Here is a 16,688-nt window from a genome sequence, read left to right on the forward strand (position 1 = left end):
TTGACGCTTGAGACTTGACTCAAAAAGGAAGCCCGCGATGACCGATACCGCATCCCACGCCCGCGTCGATCCGCGCCTGCTGGAAATCCTGGTCTGCCCGCTGACCAAGGCGCCGCTGCGCTATGATGCCGAGGCCCAGGAACTGATCTCCGACCAGGCGAAGCTGGCCTATCCGATCCGCGACGGCATTCCCATCATGCTGGTGGACGAGGCGCGGCGCCTGGACGATGCGGCCTGAGATGGCCCCCGGGGCGTTTGAGGAACGGTTCGTCAGCGAAGCCGGTGGCACCCGGCACTGGCCCACGGAACTCCGCCTGAACCGGGCGGAGCGGGTGCTGTGCGTCAGTTTCGACGATGGCAGCCGGTTCGACCTGCCGGCGGAGTTCCTGCGGGTGGAAAGCCCGTCGGCGGAGGTGCAGGGCCACACCCCGGCGCAGAAGCAACTGGTGGCGGGCAAGCGCCATGTGGCCATCACCCAGGTCGATCCGGTGGGCAATTACGCCGTGCGCTTGACCTTCGATGACGGGCATGACAGCGGCATCTACAGCTGGACCCTGCTGCACCGACTGGGGCGGGAACGCGACGCGCTGTGGGAGATGTACTTGGTTGCGCTGGCGGCGAAGGGCTTGGCCAGATAGGCGCTACAGGTTCAACACCCGCGCCGGCCTTATTTCCCCGGCCTCCAGCCTGACCAGTGCCACCGGACGGCCGTCGGAGACGGCCAGCGCCGTTGCATCCTCGCCACCGGCATCGCGCAGCGCCTCCAGCCGTGCCAGGTCGCCCTGGCGCAGCAGCGATACACCCTGGCCATGGCGCAGCCGGTCTGCCTCCGCTTGGCTAAGCTCAATGGCCGGCAGCCGGTCCAGGGGGGCGGCTACGGGCATCAGCAGGCTGTCGGGTTCGCCCTCGGCCACGATACGTTCCAACTGTTCCAGGGTCACGGCATTGGCCAGACTGAACGGCCCCACCGACAGCCGGCGCAGCACCGTGATATGGCCGACACTGCCCACGGCCAGCGCCAGATCACGGGCGAGCGAGCGCATATAGGTGCCCTTGCCGCATTCCACCTCGAACTCGGCATGGTCCAGGTCGGGCCGGCCGGTCAGGTGGAACCCGTCGATACGCACCATGCGGGCGGCCAGTTCCACCGCTTCGCCTTCACGCGCCAGGTCATAGGCACGCTCGCCATCCACCTTGATGGCGGAATATTGCGGCGGCACCTGGCTGATCAGACCCTGGAAACCTTCCAGGGCCTTTTCGATCTGCTCGTCCGTGGGGCGTACCGGGCTGGTGGCGATGACCTGGCCGGCACGGTCGTCGGTGTCCGTCGTCTCCCCGAATTTCATCACGAAACGATAGGTCTTGTGCCCGTCCATGGCATATTGGACGGTCTTCGTCGCTTCACCAAAGGCGATGGGCAGGATGCCGGTGGCGATGGGGTCCAGCGTGCCGCCATGGCCAGCCTTTTCCGCATTCATCATCCAGCGCACCTTCGCCATGGCCTGGGTGCTGGTCATGGTGCCGGGCTTGTCCAGCACCAGCCAGCCGTGACGGGGAACGCCCTTGCGCTTACGCGCCATGGTTCTCGTCCCCGCCCTCTTCCTCATCATCGGGTGCGTCGGCATAGCCGGGCTTGCGGGTCCCGCTCATGTCGCGGGCGACATGCGGGTCATGCAGGATGCGGTCGATCTTCTCCGCATAGTCGAAACTGGTATCCAGCTGGAACGACAGGCGCGGGGCATAGGGCAGGCGCATCTCATGCGCGACATGGCTGCGCAGGAAGGCCGAGGCACGGTTCAAGGCTGCCACAAGTTCCGGCTTGGACCCGCCCAGCGGCATCACGAAGGCCGTGGCGTTCTTCAGGTCGGGGCTGATGCGCACTTCCGACACGGTGACGTTCAGGTCCATCAGTTCCGGGTCGCGAAATTCCCCGCGGCGGAAGATGTCGGCCAGGGTGTGGCGGATTTCCTCGCCCACACGCAACTGGCGCTGGCTGGGGCCCTTGGTGGCGTGGCCGCCGTCGCGTCGCTTGCTCATCACTTCAATCCTCTGCCCTGGCGGGGGATGGGACCCCGGACCCGGGCGCTGCTGCGTCTACGATCAAGGGGCCGTGGGTAGCATAGCGGGCGAAGGAGGAGGCAAGGAAGTTACGCATGGAAGGGGTGGTGTCACACCCCTTCCAGCGCAGACAGGTCCGGTTTTTTACCGCGCGACGGGCAGCATCTCCCGCATGCTGCCCGGCAGGTGCGGGACCAGCAGGCGGCGGGTCGCTTCCCAACGGGCCGACAGCAGCAGCAGGCCGGACCCGATGACCAGGGCGGCCAGTGCCAGGTTCATCTCCCTGGCCGTGCCGGCCATGGAGAAGAGATGACCCATGGCATAGAGCACATAGACCAGGGCCGAGATCAGCATGGCGCGCCGGTCGATGGCCAGCGACACCAGGGCAATGGCCAGGTAGGTGCCGATGCAGGCGGCCAACGCCAGGCCGGGGCTGACCATTTGGACGGCGCCATTGACGCCGACCCAGGAAAAGACGGGGTGGATGATCATGGGCGAGGCCGCCAGGTGCAGCCAGAAGGCCACGTCGGAGTGGCGGGTGTTGCGCTCCCGGTCCTGGCTGTCCCAGCGCATGGCGATGGCGAACATGGCCAGCCCGCCCACCAGCACCAGCACGGTGATGCTGTCCTTCAGCGACGGCACAGCCACCAGCAGCAGCGCGAATAGGGCGGCCAGGCCGATGGCGGAGCCGGCCGCCACGGTGATGGGCACCATGAAGCGGCGCCAATGGGCATAGGCGCCGGCCCCGGCCAGCAGCGTGGCCACGGCGACCGCACCGGCGACATCGGCCGGATCGCGGGCATTCTCCAAATCCAGCAGATCGACCATGGCCATCAATCCGGCGCCCAGCGTGCCGCCGGCAAAGCCGATCAGCAGCACGATGCTGGACAGCGACAGACGCAGCCGGCGCGTGAAATATTCGGCCAAGCCCCAGCTGACGACCGCCACGGCTGCACCCCCCAGCGCCTCATGCACGCGGCTGCCCAGATAGGCGGCGGCGGCCAGGATCAGGACGCAGCAGACGGCGACGAATATGTCGTTGAACCCGGTCAGCAGGCGGAAGCGCTCATGCTCCGTCGCCTCCATCTGGCCGCGCCGTGCGGCCACGAAGCGCCGCAAGCCGTCGACATTCTGATCGGTCAAGACTCCAGCCGTCACTGCGGCATCGAGTTCTTCGTCGCTATACATGATTTCCCCCTCCCTATTGGGTGGTTCCAAGTATGCGCCCTGACACCGGTGGCGGCAATCGCTGGTACAAAGGGTTTAGATGCAGAAAAGAAACAGTGACCAACGATACGATTCCGTTGCAATCGGGGGGCTTCCTTCCATGGTTCACAATCTGTTAACCCTGTTCCGCGCGGAAAAAAACCGCGTTTAAAAACAAACCTTTCTCGGACAGGGGACATACATGCAATCCAAACACAACCTGCTTTGCAGGACGGCTTCGCTTGCCCTTTTGGTGGCCGCCACGATCCCGGTGCTGCCGGCGTCTGCCCAGGATACGCTGGACGAAATTGTCGTCACAGGTTCGCGTATCCGGCAGAGCCCGCTGACGCAAAGCCAGCCCATCGTGCAGGTCGACAGCGAGGCCATGGCCCGTACCGGCTTGTCCAGCACGGCGGAGATCCTGCAGCGCCTGCCCATCTCCGGCGGCGGCCTGAACAGCAAGTTCAACAATAGCGGCAATTTCGGCAACCCGCCCGATGGCGGCGGCGTGGGTGCCGGTGCGGCCGAGGTCGATCTGCGCTATCTGGGCTCGCGCCGCACGCTGGTGCTGGTCGATGGGCTGCGCTGGGTCAATGGCGCGTCGGCGTCGGGCATACCGTCCTCCACCGACCTGAACACCATCCCCAAGGGCATCATCGACCGGATCGAGGTGTTGCAGGAGGGTGCCTCCTCCATCTATGGCTCCGACGCCATTGCTGGCGTGGTCAACATCATCACCAAGAAGAAGCAGGACGGTTTTGCCGGTACCGCCCAGGTCGGGGCGTTCGACGAGGGCGATGGCGTCACGCAGGAATATGACCTGTCCTGGGGAGCCTCGTCCGGCGGCACCAGCATCGTGGCCGACCTGACCTATGTGAAGCAGGAAAGCGTGATGTCGGGCGACCGCGCCATCTCGCAATTCCCCACGCCGGGCGTCACGGAATGCGACAGCTCCTGTTCGTCGGGCACGCCCAACGGCCGCTTCCTGGTCAATAACCCGCTGACCGGGGAGGGCATGAACCTGACCCTGAAGAATCCGGTGACGGCGGGCCGCCCGGTCTTCGATCCGCTGAACCCGACAGCCGGCAGTTTCCGTGACTTCACCACGCCCGACCGTTTCAATTTCCAGCCCTACAATTACATCCAGGCCCCGTCGGAGCGCATCGGCACCTTCTTCACGGTGACGCAGGAGATCACGCCCGACATCAATTTCCGCCTGAAGGGCGTCTATAACAACCGCAAGTCCGCCAATCAGGCCGCCCCCATCCCGCTGTTCGTGGGGCCGGATGCCGGCAATGGCAATCTGCTGGACCGGATCAGCATCGACGCCACCAACCCCTATAACCCGTTCGGCGTGACCCTGTCGTCCGGCGGTGCCAATGGCCCGGCCAATTACACCTTCATCGGCCGCCGCTTCGTGGAGGCGGGCCCCCGCCATTACGAGCAGGAGGTGAACACCTGGTACGTGTCCGGAACGCTGGACGGGTCGCTGATGCTGGGCGACAAGAAATGGTACTGGGACGTCAACGCCATCTTCTCCCGCAACAGCGCCACGCAGAAATTCACCGGCAATGTGAATGCACAGCGCTTGCAGCAGGCCCTGGGCCCCGTTTCCCAATGCACGAACGGCTGTGTGCCCTTCAACATCTTCGGCGGCGCCGGCACCATCAGCCAGGCGCAGATGGATTATGTGCTGTTCACCCAGCAGGACAGCAGCAAGCAGCGTCTGGCCGACACGTCGGTCAACCTGTCGGGCGACCTGTTCGACATGCCGGCCGGCCCGGTGGGTGTGGCACTGGGTTACGAATATCGTGACCAGCGTGGCGAATTCCAGCCGGATGCCGTGGTGGCTGCCGGCCTGGGTTCCGACATTCCGGCCCTGCCATCCAAGGGCAGCTTTGATGTGAACGAGGCCTATGGCGAGGTGAAGGTGCCGTTGCTGGCGGACCTGCCCGTGGCCAAGCTGCTGGAGGCCTCGGCCGCCGTGCGCTATTCCGACTATTCCACCTTCGGCAGCGAGACGACCTATAGCGGCCGCCTGAACTGGCGCGTGACGGAAGACGTGCTGCTGCGCGGGTCGTGGGGCCAGGGTTTCCGCGCGCCGGGCATCGGCGAGTTGTTCGGCACGCCGTCGCGCTTCGACCAGGAACTGGTGGACCCCTGCTCCGACATGCTGGGCCTGTCGGGCGGCACCGCCGCCTCGGCCGCCATCCGCGCCAATTGCATCGCGCATGGCGTCCCGGCCAATGGTTCTTATGTCCAGGCCAACCCGCAGCTCTCGGTGATCACCGGCGGCAATGACGATCTGCAGCCCGAAACCTCGGAAAGCTGGGTGTTCGGCGGGGTGTTCAGCCCGTCCTGGGAAATGGACTGGGCCGACCGGCTGGATTTCGAAGTGAATTACTATGACATCTCGCTGAAGAATGCGATCCAGCCCATCGGTGCGGACACCATCCTGGGCCGATGCGAGCAGAATAACGACGCCTTCTCCTGCGCTTCCATCACCCGCACCGCGTCGGGCGCCATCAACCAGATCAGCGGCCTGTTGCAGAATATCGGCGCCATCGATACCGACGGCATCGATTTCACCATCAACTGGCAGGGTCCGGCGTCCGACATCGGCACCTTCCGCCTGTCGCTGAACCAGACCTTCCTGCTGAACTATACGGAGACCGTGCCCGCCACCGATGGCAGCACGAAGATCGACCGCGAAGGCACGGAGAAGGGCAGCCCGGACCAGGCCTTCCCCAAATATAAGGCCACGGCCATCCTGGATTGGGCCAAGGACGATTTCTCCGCCTCGCTGACCAACCGCTATGTGAAGAGCGTGGAAGAGAGCCAGGCCGACAACAAGCTGAACGCGCGGCTTTACACCGATGTGCAGTTCAGCTGGTTCCCGTCGATGTTCGAGAACAAGGTCGGTCTGACCCTGGGCGTCAACAACCTGTTCGACAAGGACCCGCCGGCCTGCTTCAGCTGCGGCCTGAACAATTTCGACCCCACCACCTATGACGCGCCGGGCCAGTTCGGCTATGCGCGCCTGACCTACAAGATGTAAGCGTCGCGGCCACGGATTACGGTTCCGCCTAATCCGCTCTACACGGGACCGGGGTTCACATGATAGTGAACCCCGGTCTTTTCCTTTCAGGACCCTTTCCCATGACCGCGCCGCTGTTCAACAAGGTTGCCATCGTCGGCTTCGGCCTGATCGGTTCCTCGATCGCGCGCTGCGTGGCGGAATATCCGGGGCTGGCCCATGGGGTGGTCTGCGTGGACCGGTCGCAGGCGGTGTGCGACCGGGTGCTGGAACTGGGCCTGGCGGCAGAGGCTGGGACCGACCCGGCGCTGGTGTCGCAATGCGATCTGGTGGTGCTGGCCACGCCCATCGGCGCCTTCGCCGACCTGGGCGCCGTGATCGGCCCGCATCTGACGCAAGGCACCATCCTGACCGATGTCGGATCGGTAAAGCAATCGGTGCTGCGCGATATCGCGCCGTTCGTGCCGGACGGGGTGCATTTCATCCCCGGCCATCCGCTGGCCGGCACCGAACATTCCGGTCCCGACAGCGGCTTTGCCGCCTTGTTCAAGGGACGCTGGTGCATCCTGACGCCAGTCCCCGGCACCAATCAGGCGGCGTTGGACAAGCTGACAGCCTTCTGGACGGGCTGCGGGTCGATGATCGAGATCATGGAGCCCGGCCATCATGACCGGGTGCTGGCCATCACCAGCCATCTGCCCCACCTGATCGCCTATACGATCGTGGGCACGGCCACCGACCTGGAGGAGCATCTCCAGTCCGAAGTGATCCGGTTCAGCGCCACCGGCTTTCGCGATTTCACCCGCATCGCGGCATCCGACCCCACCATGTGGCGCGACATCTTCCTGAACAACCGGGAGGCGGTGCTGGAGGTGATCCAGCGCTTTACGGAGGATCTGACAGCCCTGCAGCGCGCCATCCGCTGGGGGGAGGGCGACAAGCTGCATGAGCTGTTCACCCGCACCCGCGCCGTGCGCCGGTCCATCATCGACGCCAAGCAGGCATAAGCGTCCATGTCCGCCGATCCGGCCCGCCCCTCCCCCGATGCCCTGTTGCAGGCGGCGTCGGCCGAACGGCGCGGCAAGCTGAAGATCTTCTTAGGCGCTGCCCCCGGCGTGGGCAAAACCTATGAGATGCTGCGCACCGCCCACGCCCTGAAGGATGAGGGGGTGGATGTCGTGGTCGGTGTGGTCGAAACCCATGGGCGGGCGGAGACCGAGGCCATGCTGGCGGGGCTGGAGGTCTTTCCCCGCAAGGCAACCTCCTATCGCGGCCGGGAACTGGCGGAGATGAACCTGGACGGGCTGATCGCCCGGCGACCCAAGGTGGTGCTGGTCGATGAACTGGCCCATACCAACGCCCCCGGCAGCCGTCATGCCAAGCGCCATTCGGATGTGGAGGAACTGCGCGAGGCCGGGATCGACGTATTGACGACGTTGAACGTCCAGCATGTGGAAAGCCTGAACGATGTGGTGGCCCGCATTACCCGCATCCGGGTGCGCGAGACGGTGCCAGATCAGGTGATCGACAGCGCGGACGAGGTGGAAATCATCGATGTGACCCCGGCCGATCTGATCAAGCGGCTGGGAGAGGGCAAGGTCTATGTCCGTGACCAGGCGCAGCGGGCGCTGAAACATTATTTCTCCCCCGGCAACCTGACGGCGCTGCGCGAGCTGGCGTTGCGGCGGACGGCGCAGCGGGTGGATGACCAGATGGTCACCTATATGCGCAGCCATGCCATCGCCGGGCCCTGGGCGGCGGGAGATCGGCTGCTGGTCTGCATCTCCGACGATCCATCGACGCTGGGGCTGGTCCGCCATGCCAAGCGGACGGCCGACCGGCTGAAGGCGCCGTTCACGGCGGTCTATGTGGAAACCGCCCGTCACCAGCGCCTGGACGAGGCCGACCGTGACCGGGTGGCCGACGCGCTGCGGCTGGCTGAACAGCTGGGGGGCGAGGCGCTGACCCTGCCGGGCCGGACCGTGACCGACGCCCTGATCAGCTTCGCGCATGCCAATAACATCACCCAGATCATCATCGGCAAGTCGCAGCGCTCCCGCTGGTTCGAGATGCTGAACGGGTCGGTTGTGCATGATCTGCTGCGCCGGGCCACAGGCATTTCCGTGCATGTCATCGCCGGCGAACAGGCCGATCCCGACAGCAACGCCGCCCGGCGCGTGACGACAAGGCCGCCACGACGGCCGGCCGATTACAAGGCCTATCTGGCCGGGACCCTGTTCACGGGACTGGCGCTGGGGGCCGGCATCCTGTTGGATGAAGGGCTGGGCGTGCAGAATATCAGCCTGGTCTTCCTGATGGCGGTGCTGGGCAGTGCCGTGCTGCATGGCTTCGTGGCCTCGCTGTTCACCTCCATTCTGGCCGTGGCGGCCTACAACTTCTTCTTCCTGCCGCCGCTCTACACCTTCACCATCCGCGACCCGTCCAACATCTGGGCCCTGGTCTTCTTCATGGCGGCCGCCTTGCTGACCAGCCGGCTGACGGCGCGGGTGCGCGAACAGGCCTCCATCGCCCAGGCGCGCGCGCGGACCACGGCGCAGCTGTCGGCGTTTGCACGCAAGCTGGCCGGCATCGGCGACATGGACGATCTGCTGTGGGCGGCCAGCCACCAGATCGCCTTGATGCTGAAACTGCGCGTGGTCCTGCTGCTGCCGGCGCAAGACGATAATGCCGCCAGCCTCTATCCCGCATCGGCATATCCGCCCGACGATCAGTTCTCCCCCGCTGATCATGCCGCCGCCGTCTGGGCGTTCGAGAGTGGCAAGCCGGCGGGCCGCGGGGCCGCCACACTGCCGGGCACCCAACGCCTGTATCTGCCGTTGCGCACCGAGCGCGCCACTGTGGCCGTGGCGGGGATCGGCAATGACGATGCCGGCAACGGCGCCCTGCTGACGCCCGACGACCGCCGGCTGCTGGACGCGCTGCTGGACCAGGCGTCGGTGGCCATCGAGCGGGTGAAGCTGGTCCGCGCCATCGATCAGGCCAAGCTGGAGAGCGAGACGGAGAGGCTGCGCTCCGCCATGCTGACCTCGCTGTCCCACGATCTGCGCACGCCGCTTGCCGCCATCATTGGCACGGTGACCAGCCTGAAATCCGGCATCGGCCGGCAGGATCCGGCCGAGACGGCGGAGATGCTGGAAACCCTGCATGGGGAGGCCGAACGTATGGGCCGTTTCGTGCGCAACCTGCTGGACATGACGCGGCTGGAGGCGGGTGCCCTGGATCTGAAGCGGGAGCCGATCGATCTGGCCGATGTGGTGTCGGGCGCGGTGAAGCGGGCCGGGCCCATCCTGTCGGGCCATATGGTCGATATCCGCATGCCGGGCGACCTGCCGCTGGTGCGGGGCGATCATCTGCTGCTGGAACAGGCCTTGTTCAACCTGCTGGACAATGCCGGCAAATACGCCCCGCGCGGCAGCGCCGTGCGCGTCCAGGCGCTCAGCGATGCCGCCCATGTGAAGCTGCGGGTGGAGGATGAGGGGCCGGGCATTCCTGAGGATACCCGCGCCCAGGTCTTCGACAAGTTCTTCCGGGTGGAGGCGCGGGACCATCGCACCGCCGGCACCGGGCTGGGCCTTGCCATCGCCCGCGGTTTCGTGGAAGCCATGGGGGGTACCTTATTGGTGCATGACCGGCCCGACGGCAAGGCCGGCGCCTGCTTCGAGCTGACCTTGGCCATCGACCCGCGCGGCGATGGATTGATCGGGAGCGAACAGCCATGACGCGGCCCCACCGCCTGCTGGTCGTGGAGGATGAGGTGGCGATCCGCCGCCTGCTGAAATCCATCATCACCCCGGAAGGGTGGGAGATGGTGGAGGCGACGTCCGCGTCCGAGGCGCTGTCCGTGGTGCGGCAGGCGATGCCGGAATTGATCCTGCTGGATCTGGGCCTGCCGGACCTGGACGGGCTGGACCTGATCCCGACCTTGAAGCGGGAACGGCCGGTGCCGCTGATCGTGCTGTCGAGCCGCGACCGTGAACAGGACAAGATCCTGGCGCTGGATCTGGGGGCGGATGATTACGTCACCAAGCCGTTCAGCGCCGGCGAATTGATGGCCCGTATCCGCACGGCCCAGCGCCACGCCATCCAGCAGGTGGGCGGCCGGCCCCTGCTGGCGCTGGGCGGGCTGGAGATCGACATGGTCAACCGGCATGTGCAGAAGGCGGGCAAGCGCCTGCATCTGTCGCCCACGGAATTCGACCTGCTGCGCCTGCTGGCCCAGCATGCCGGCCGCATCCTGACCCATGCCCAGATCCTGAAAGAGGTCTGGGGCCCGGCCAAGGTGGAGGAGGTGCAGTATCTGCGCGTCTATATCCGCCAGTTGCGCCAGAAGATCGAGGATGATCCCAACGCCCCGGTCTTCGTGCTGACGGAGCCGGGTATCGGGTACCGGTTCGCGGATGCGGAGTAAGGGAGCCGCCAATGATCCTGCATACGATCGGCTATGAGGGCGCTTCCCAGGGGGCGGTGATCGCGGCCCTGAAGGCGGCGGGTGTGCGGTTGCTGCTGGATGTGCGCGAGCTGCCATCGTCACGCCGGGCCGGCTTCTCCAAGTCGCCGCTGCGCGCCAGCCTGGAGGCCGAGGGGATCGACTATCTGCACCTGAAGAAGCTGGGCACGCCCAAGGAGGGACGGCTGGCCAACCGGGCGGGGCGGATGGGGGAGTTCTGGTCGATCGTCGATGCAGGGCTGGCAAGGCCGGAGGCGCAATATGAACTGGCGCTGGCCGGTTCCCTGTCCCTGGAAACGCCGGCCTGCCTGTTATGCTTCGAGGCCGACCATACCCATTGCCACCGGCTGGAGGTCGCCAACCGGCTGGTCGCGGCGCATGGGTTCGATGTGAACCATCTGCACCCCGATCCAGGTTTCTGATCCCGTCCCAATGATTGTTGGGAGGCAGATTTTCTGCGTCCGTCAGCTTTGGATAGAATCTTTTCCTCGCCTTCCCGGCGAAGGCCGGGACCCAGGAGCCAAACGCCCGACCTATCGGCAGCTTTGATCCAAGCGGTGTAGAGGATTGATCTTGTGGCCCTGGGTCCCGGCTTGTCACCGGGAAGGCGGGTAAGGTAGTGCTTCTACTTAAACCTGACAGACTTTAAGAATGCCCCTTGCTGTCGGGCGGCGGCAGGTCGCCCGCCGTGTCACCGGCCTCCGGCTTCGATACATCCTCATAGTCCACGTCGATCACCGGCCTGGCACCGGCGGGGCCGGGGCGGGAGCGGACGGTCTGGCCGTTGACCTGCATGAAGATGGTCATGCGGGCCAGCAGGGCGGCGCGCACCGGGGGCAGGAAAAGGATCAGGGCCAGGATGTCGGTGATGAAGCCGGGCACCAGGAACAGCACGGCGGAAAAGGCGGTGCATAGCCCGTTGAACATCTGGCGCATGGGCTCCGTCTCGCCCGTGCGCAGGCCGACCTGGGCACGGCGTACGCTTTCCAGGCCGGTGCGCTGCAACAGCAGCACGCCGACGACGCCGGACAGCAGCACCAGCAGCACGGTGTTCAACGCCCCGATCTGCGCGCCGACCCAGGCGAATCCGGCGATCTCCAGAAGGGGAAGCAGCAGCAATGGAAGAAGGAAACGCATGGCTGTCCTTGCTCTTTACTGATCGAGAGCCTATCTAACGGACAGGCTTTCATAATTTAACGCCCCGGCGGGCGGATGGCGAGGGATCGTTCCCCGCATCAGATGTGTTGATAACCGACCGGGTGCCAAGGGCAGATATGGGTGATGCGATGGGTGGCGGCTCCGTCTGGCTGGAAATTCTGATTTTCGCGATGGTGGCGGCCTTCTTCGTCTACCGTCTTCGCAATGTGCTGGGCCGCAAGCATGGGGAGGAGCAGGAACGCCCCAACCCCTTTGCGCAGCGCGACAATAATGGCGCCACCGGCCCGACTGCGTCGGGGCCCGACAGCGACAATGTCATTCCGTTGCCATCGCGTGGTCCCGCTGCGGACCTGCCCGACCTGCCGGAAGCCACTGGGCCTGTGTCGCTGGAAGACGGTCTGCGCCTGATCCGCGCCGCCGATGCCAATTTCAACGAGCGCACGTTCCTGCAAGGTGCCAAGGCCGCGTTCGAGATGATCGTCAAGGCCTTTGCCGAGGGCGATACGCCCACGCTGCGCCCGCTGCTGGCCGACGATGTCTATGACCGGTTCGCTGCTGCCATCCGCGAGCGCCAGGCGGCGGGGGAGACGCTGGAAAGCCGTATCCATGGCTTCGAATCGGTCGATCTGTCGGCCGCCCGCATGGATGGCCGCACCGCGTACTGCACCGTCACCTTCACCACCCGCCAGACCCATGTCACCCGCGACGCCCAGGGCGCTGTCATTGATGGCGACGAGGGCAAGCCGGAGGAGGTGACGGATATCTGGACCTTCAGCCGCAATACCCGCGCCAGCGATCCCAACTGGCACCTGTCCGAAACGCGCAGCGGCTGATGTCGCCTGTCTCCGGCCTTTTCATTGGGGCGCCCCTTGCCGGGCGCCCTTTTCATGTCCGACATGTGGAACGCCCCATGCGCCGCAGCAAGATCGCCCGCCTCGCCGCCCTTCTCGCCCTCGGCCTGCTGGCCGGCTGCGCCCAGCAAGGGGCAAAGCCGCCCTTGGCCACGGCTCCCGCAGTGGAAAAGCCCGTCGCCCGCCTGACCCTGCGCCCCGCCAGCTTTGCCGAGCTGCCGGGATGGGGTGTGGACCGGCAGGCGGATGCGCTGCCGGCACTGCTGAAATCCTGCGAACGGCTGGCCAGGCAGCCGGCGGACCGGACGCTGGGTCCCGACGGCCTGCTGGGCCGCATCGGCGACTGGACGGCGCCGTGCGCGGTGATTACCAAGCTGCCGGCCGGTGACCATGTCGCGTTGCGCCGCGCCATCGAAAGCCTGTTCCAGCCTTGGGCCGCTGGCGACAATGGCAATGAGAACGGCCTGTTCACTGGCTATTACGAGAGTGCGCTGCGCGGGTCATTCAAACGCCAGGGCAAGTACCAGACCCCGCTCTATAAACGGCCCGCCGATCTGGTGATGGTGGAGTTGGGGGAATTCCGCCCCAATTTGAAGGGGGAGCGTATCGCCGGCCGCGTCGTCGACGGGCAACTGAAGCCCTATGCCGACCGCAAGGCGATCGAGGCCGGGGCGTTGAACGGCAAGGGCCTGGAACTGCTCTATGTCGATGATCCGGTCGATGCCTTCTTCCTGCAGATCCAGGGGTCGGGCCGCGTCACCCTGCCGGACGGGTCCCAGGTGCGTGTCGGCTATGACGGGCAGAACGGCCAGCCCTATTTCGCCATCGGGCGCGAACTGGTGGCGCGTGGCGCGCTGGCCAAGGAAGACGTGTCGATGCAGTCCATCCGCGCCTGGCTGGAGGCCAATCCGGCCAAGGCGGCCGACGTGATGAATGTGAACCCGTCCTTCGTGTTCTTCCGCCGGCTGGAGGGGGAGGGGCCGCTGGGTGCCCAGGGCGTGGCGCTGACGCCCGGTCGGTCGCTGGCCGTGGACCGCACCTTCATTGCCTATGGCGTGCCCTTGTGGCTGGACGCGGAAGACCCGGTGCAAGCCCAGACCCGCATCCGCCGTCTGCTGGTGGCCCAGGATACGGGCGGGGCCATCCGCGGCCCCGTGCGCGGGGACGTGTTCTGGGGCCATGGGCCGGAAGCGGAACAGCGGGCGGGTCTGATGAAAAGCAGCGGGCGCTACTGGCTCTTGCTGCCCAAGGGTATAACCCCGCCAATATCGTGAGGATTCACCACGCCGTTTCCTCGATCACCGGGCCGTTGGGGCAGGCGCTGTCACGCAGTGTCACATCGATGCGCCCATCGGTCGCCGACACCAGATAATCCGATTTCGTCCGCGCTCCCTGCTCACCACAGGTCCGGCGCGTCACGATTGCCGGTCCCCGCTGGTCCCGCAGGGTGATCCAGGCGCGTGCACCCATCACCAACGTCCGGTCCGGCCGGCCGGCGGATCGCAGGAAGCCTAGCAGGTCACTCCCGGCGGGAAGGCCGATGGCGGCATAGAGCGGTTTGCCCTGCGGCTCGGTACCGGTCTGCAACAGGAACTCAGCCGCCCGCCCATCGCGGTCATAGTCGGCAAAGCGCATCAGGGGCAATGGCGGGCGCTGCTCTTCTGCCGATACGAACCGCCCTTCATCCTCTAGCCAACGTTCATATTCATTGCCGGGCGCCGCACGGCGTGGCAGCACCGACCTGCCCGCCAGCGATGCCGTGGCCATCTCGAAAGCGGGGCCGGGATCGAAACGGTCGATCTCCTGACCATCGCGCAACCGGCGCACGGACAGCCGGCCCGTCTCCCGGTCGGTGAGGCGGGCGCAGGGCGCCGTCATGGCCATTTCCGGGCTGACCGCCTCGCAGAAGTCACGGACGGGGCCCGTCCAGACCAGCTGCCAGACCTCCTCCCGCCCCTCCAGGGTCAGGCGCTGTTCCTCGCGCACCGTTTCCGGCTCCGCCGCCAGGGCCAGGGTGGGCGGGGCGGCCAGCAGCAGGCTGGACAGGATCAGGGCATTGCGCAGCATGGGTACCTCCCAGGGATGGGATATCCCCCTTTTACCCCAACGCTTCGTTGAAATCATCCAGCAGGGCGGCGATGCGGCCGCCATCGGTCTGGCTCATGATCATGGCGGCCCGACGCTTGGCCTCCACCAGATCCATGCCGCGCACGCGGCGCTTGACCAGGGGCAGGTTGCCGGGTGCCATGGACAATTCCCGCACGCCCAGCCCCAGCAGCACGGCGGCATAGCGTGGGTCGCCCGCCATCTCGCCGCAGACCGACACGGGGATGCCGGTCCGGCCCGCCGCCTCCACCGTGAACTGCACCAGCCGCAGCACGGCCGGGTGCAGCGGGTCGTAGAGATAGGCCACCTGTTCATCGCCGCGATCGATGGCCAGCGTGTATTGGATCAGGTCGTTGGTGCCGATGGCAAAGAAGTCGGACACGGCCGACAGGGCATCGGCCGCCAGGGCCGCACCGGGGATCTCGATCATCGCCCCCAGGGGCGGCAACGGGTCGGCGATGGCGTGGCCGCGGCGCAGCAGGCGGCGGGCCACGGCGCGCATCAGCTCGCGCACCTTGCGCATTTCCGACGGGTTGCTGATCATCGGCACCAGGATGCGCAACGGCCCATGGGCGCCGGCCCGCAGCATGGCGGCCAACTGCGTCTCCAGCAGCTTGGGTTCTTTCAGACCCAGGCGGATGGCGCGCAGACCCAGGGCGGGGTTGGCCGGGGTGGCGAACCGGTCGGCCAGCGCACCGGCCAGCTTCTCCCCGCCTACATCCAGGGTGCGGGCGGTGACCGGTTTGCCATCCATGGCAATGACCAGGTCGCGCAGCACCTGATACTGCTCCTCCTCCCCGGGCAGATCGTCGCGGTTCATATACATGAACTCGGTCCGCAGCAGGCCGACGCCGGCCGCCCCCGCGTCGCGCGCACCATCCAGCTCGCGCGGCAGTTCCAGGTTGGCGCAGAGCGTGATGTCGGTGCCGTCGCGGGTGATGGCGGGCAGCCCGGCCAAGGCCTTCAGCTGCTCCCGCTCCGCCCGCCACAGGGCCTGGCGCTGGCGGTAATCGGCCAGCACATCGTCGGACGGGTTGATCAGCACGCGGCCGGCGCGCCCATCGACCACGACGATGTCGCCCGTCTCCACCCCCTGCAGCAGCCCGGCGGACCCCAGCACGGCCGGCAGGCCCAGCGACCGGGCCATAATGGCCGTATGCCCCTCTGCCCCGCCCAGCACGGTGGCGAAACCGCCGATGCGGCGCGGATCCAGCAGGGCCGTGTCGGCCGGCGACAGTTCCTCCGCCAGGATGATGGCGCCGTCGGGCAGGCGGGAGAAGGCCTGATAGGGCGTTTCCATCAGGTTGCGGATCAGACGGCGCCCCACCTCCCGCACATCATCGACTCGGGCCGAAAGATAGGCATCGTCCATGGCGGCGAAGCTCTGCGCCAGGACCGCGATCTCTTGCTGCACCGCCGATTCGGCGTTCAGGCGCTCCGCCCGGATGCGCTTTTCCACACCGCGGATCAGGCGCGATCCCGACAGCATGGCCTGGTGCGCCTCCAGCAGCGTGGCGACGTCGGCGGCGGCGTCGGCCGGCAGGGTGCCCGCCTTGGATTTCAGCTTGCCCAGCTGGCGTCGCGCCTTGTCCGCCGCCGTATGGAAGCGCGCCACCTCCTCATCCACGGCGCTGTCGGCCACGGAATATTCCGGCACCTGGATGGCGCCCGCCTCCATGACATGGGCGGGGCCGATGGCAATGCCGGGCGACACGCCCAGGCCGCGCAGCATGCGTTCGGCCGTGGCCGTTTCTCCCGCACCAATGCGGGGCGGGTGCTGTCGCAGCGTCATGGCGGGCACTCC

General features: G+C 66.4%; 15 protein-coding genes. 9 read left to right on the forward strand and 6 right to left on the reverse strand.

Annotated features, from left to right (window positions below):
• Window positions 1-37 precede the first annotated feature (37 nt).
• Window positions 38-238, forward strand: a complete 201-nt coding sequence (locus AC1Q7F_RS00740) for a Trm112 family protein (protein WP_492502798.1) — start codon at window positions 38-40, stop codon at window positions 236-238.
• Window positions 228-638, forward strand: coding sequence for a gamma-butyrobetaine hydroxylase family protein (locus tag AC1Q7F_RS00745; protein ID WP_492502801.1), 411 nt, complete (start codon window positions 228-230; stop codon window positions 636-638). The genes AC1Q7F_RS00740 and AC1Q7F_RS00745 overlap by 11 nt, the downstream gene beginning before the upstream one ends.
• 3 nt (window positions 639-641) lie before the next feature.
• On the opposite strand, the gene truB is transcribed toward AC1Q7F_RS00745, so the two are convergent.
• The 3 genes from truB to AC1Q7F_RS00760 form a co-directional block, all read right to left on the reverse strand.
• Window positions 642-1,580 (reverse strand): tRNA pseudouridine(55) synthase TruB, encoded by a 939-nt coding sequence (truB, locus tag AC1Q7F_RS00750; RefSeq protein WP_492502803.1) that lies wholly within the window; start codon window positions 1,578-1,580, stop codon window positions 642-644.
• Window positions 1,570-2,037 carry a 30S ribosome-binding factor RbfA gene (gene rbfA / locus AC1Q7F_RS00755; protein ID WP_492502805.1) on the reverse strand — a complete coding sequence of 156 codons (468 nt, stop codon included), beginning with the start codon at window positions 2,035-2,037 and terminating at the stop codon, window positions 1,570-1,572. Before rbfA ends, truB begins: the two co-directional genes overlap by 11 nt.
• A gap of 165 nt (window positions 2,038-2,202) precedes the next feature.
• Window positions 2,203-3,246 (reverse strand): hypothetical protein, encoded by a 1,044-nt coding sequence (locus AC1Q7F_RS00760; protein ID WP_492502807.1) that lies wholly within the window; start codon window positions 3,244-3,246, stop codon window positions 2,203-2,205.
• Window positions 3,247-3,466: 220 nt separating this feature from the next.
• Between AC1Q7F_RS00760 and AC1Q7F_RS00765 the strand changes: the two genes are divergently transcribed.
• The 5 genes from AC1Q7F_RS00765 (at window position 3,467) to AC1Q7F_RS00785 (ending at window position 11,191) form a co-directional block, all read left to right on the forward strand.
• Window positions 3,467-6,322, forward strand: coding sequence for a TonB-dependent receptor plug domain-containing protein (locus tag AC1Q7F_RS00765; protein ID WP_492502809.1), 2,856 nt, complete (start codon window positions 3,467-3,469; stop codon window positions 6,320-6,322).
• A 101-nt stretch (window positions 6,323-6,423) separates the two neighbouring features.
• On the forward strand, window positions 6,424-7,308 hold the full coding sequence (locus AC1Q7F_RS00770) for a prephenate/arogenate dehydrogenase family protein (protein ID WP_492502811.1): 885 nt from the start codon (window positions 6,424-6,426) through the stop codon (window positions 7,306-7,308).
• Between the two features lie 6 nt (window positions 7,309-7,314).
• Complete coding sequence (locus AC1Q7F_RS00775; RefSeq protein WP_492502813.1) at window positions 7,315-10,041, forward strand: DUF4118 domain-containing protein; 2,727 nt, start codon at window positions 7,315-7,317, stop codon at window positions 10,039-10,041.
• Window positions 10,038-10,730, forward strand: a complete 693-nt coding sequence (locus tag AC1Q7F_RS00780) for a response regulator (protein ID WP_492502815.1) — start codon at window positions 10,038-10,040, stop codon at window positions 10,728-10,730. The genes AC1Q7F_RS00775 and AC1Q7F_RS00780 overlap by 4 nt, the downstream gene beginning before the upstream one ends.
• 11 nt (window positions 10,731-10,741) lie before the next feature.
• The gene (locus tag AC1Q7F_RS00785; RefSeq protein ID WP_492502817.1) at window positions 10,742-11,191 is read left to right on the forward strand and encodes a DUF488 domain-containing protein; all 450 of its coding nucleotides are present in this window, start codon (window positions 10,742-10,744) and stop codon (window positions 11,189-11,191) included.
• Window positions 11,192-11,414: 223 nt separating this feature from the next.
• On the opposite strand, the gene AC1Q7F_RS00790 is transcribed toward AC1Q7F_RS00785, so the two are convergent.
• Window positions 11,415-11,906 carry an FxsA family protein gene (locus tag AC1Q7F_RS00790; RefSeq protein WP_492502819.1) on the reverse strand — a complete coding sequence of 164 codons (492 nt, stop codon included), beginning with the start codon at window positions 11,904-11,906 and terminating at the stop codon, window positions 11,415-11,417.
• A gap of 137 nt (window positions 11,907-12,043) precedes the next feature.
• Here AC1Q7F_RS00790 and AC1Q7F_RS00795 point away from each other — a divergent pair, with 137 nt between their 5' ends.
• A complete protein-coding gene (locus AC1Q7F_RS00795; protein ID WP_492502821.1) occupies window positions 12,044-12,760 on the forward strand; it encodes a Tim44/TimA family putative adaptor protein in 717 nt (238 codons plus the stop codon).
• Between the two features lie 77 nt (window positions 12,761-12,837).
• Entirely contained in the window at window positions 12,838-14,052 is a 1,215-nt protein-coding gene (mltA, locus tag AC1Q7F_RS00800) for a murein transglycosylase A (protein WP_492502823.1), read from the forward strand.
• Between the two features lie 4 nt (window positions 14,053-14,056).
• Here mltA and AC1Q7F_RS00805 read toward each other — a convergent pair whose 3' ends face one another.
• Both AC1Q7F_RS00805 and ptsP read right to left on the reverse strand, forming a co-directional pair.
• Window positions 14,057-14,845, reverse strand: a complete 789-nt coding sequence (locus AC1Q7F_RS00805; protein ID WP_492502824.1) for a hypothetical protein — start codon at window positions 14,843-14,845, stop codon at window positions 14,057-14,059.
• A gap of 31 nt (window positions 14,846-14,876) precedes the next feature.
• The gene (gene ptsP, locus AC1Q7F_RS00810; protein ID WP_492502826.1) at window positions 14,877-16,676 is read right to left on the reverse strand and encodes a phosphoenolpyruvate--protein phosphotransferase; all 1,800 of its coding nucleotides are present in this window, start codon (window positions 16,674-16,676) and stop codon (window positions 14,877-14,879) included.
• Between the last annotated feature and the right edge of the window lie 12 nt (window positions 16,677-16,688).

This window comes from Niveispirillum sp. GW835-FHT14G11, assembly GCF_058793615.1.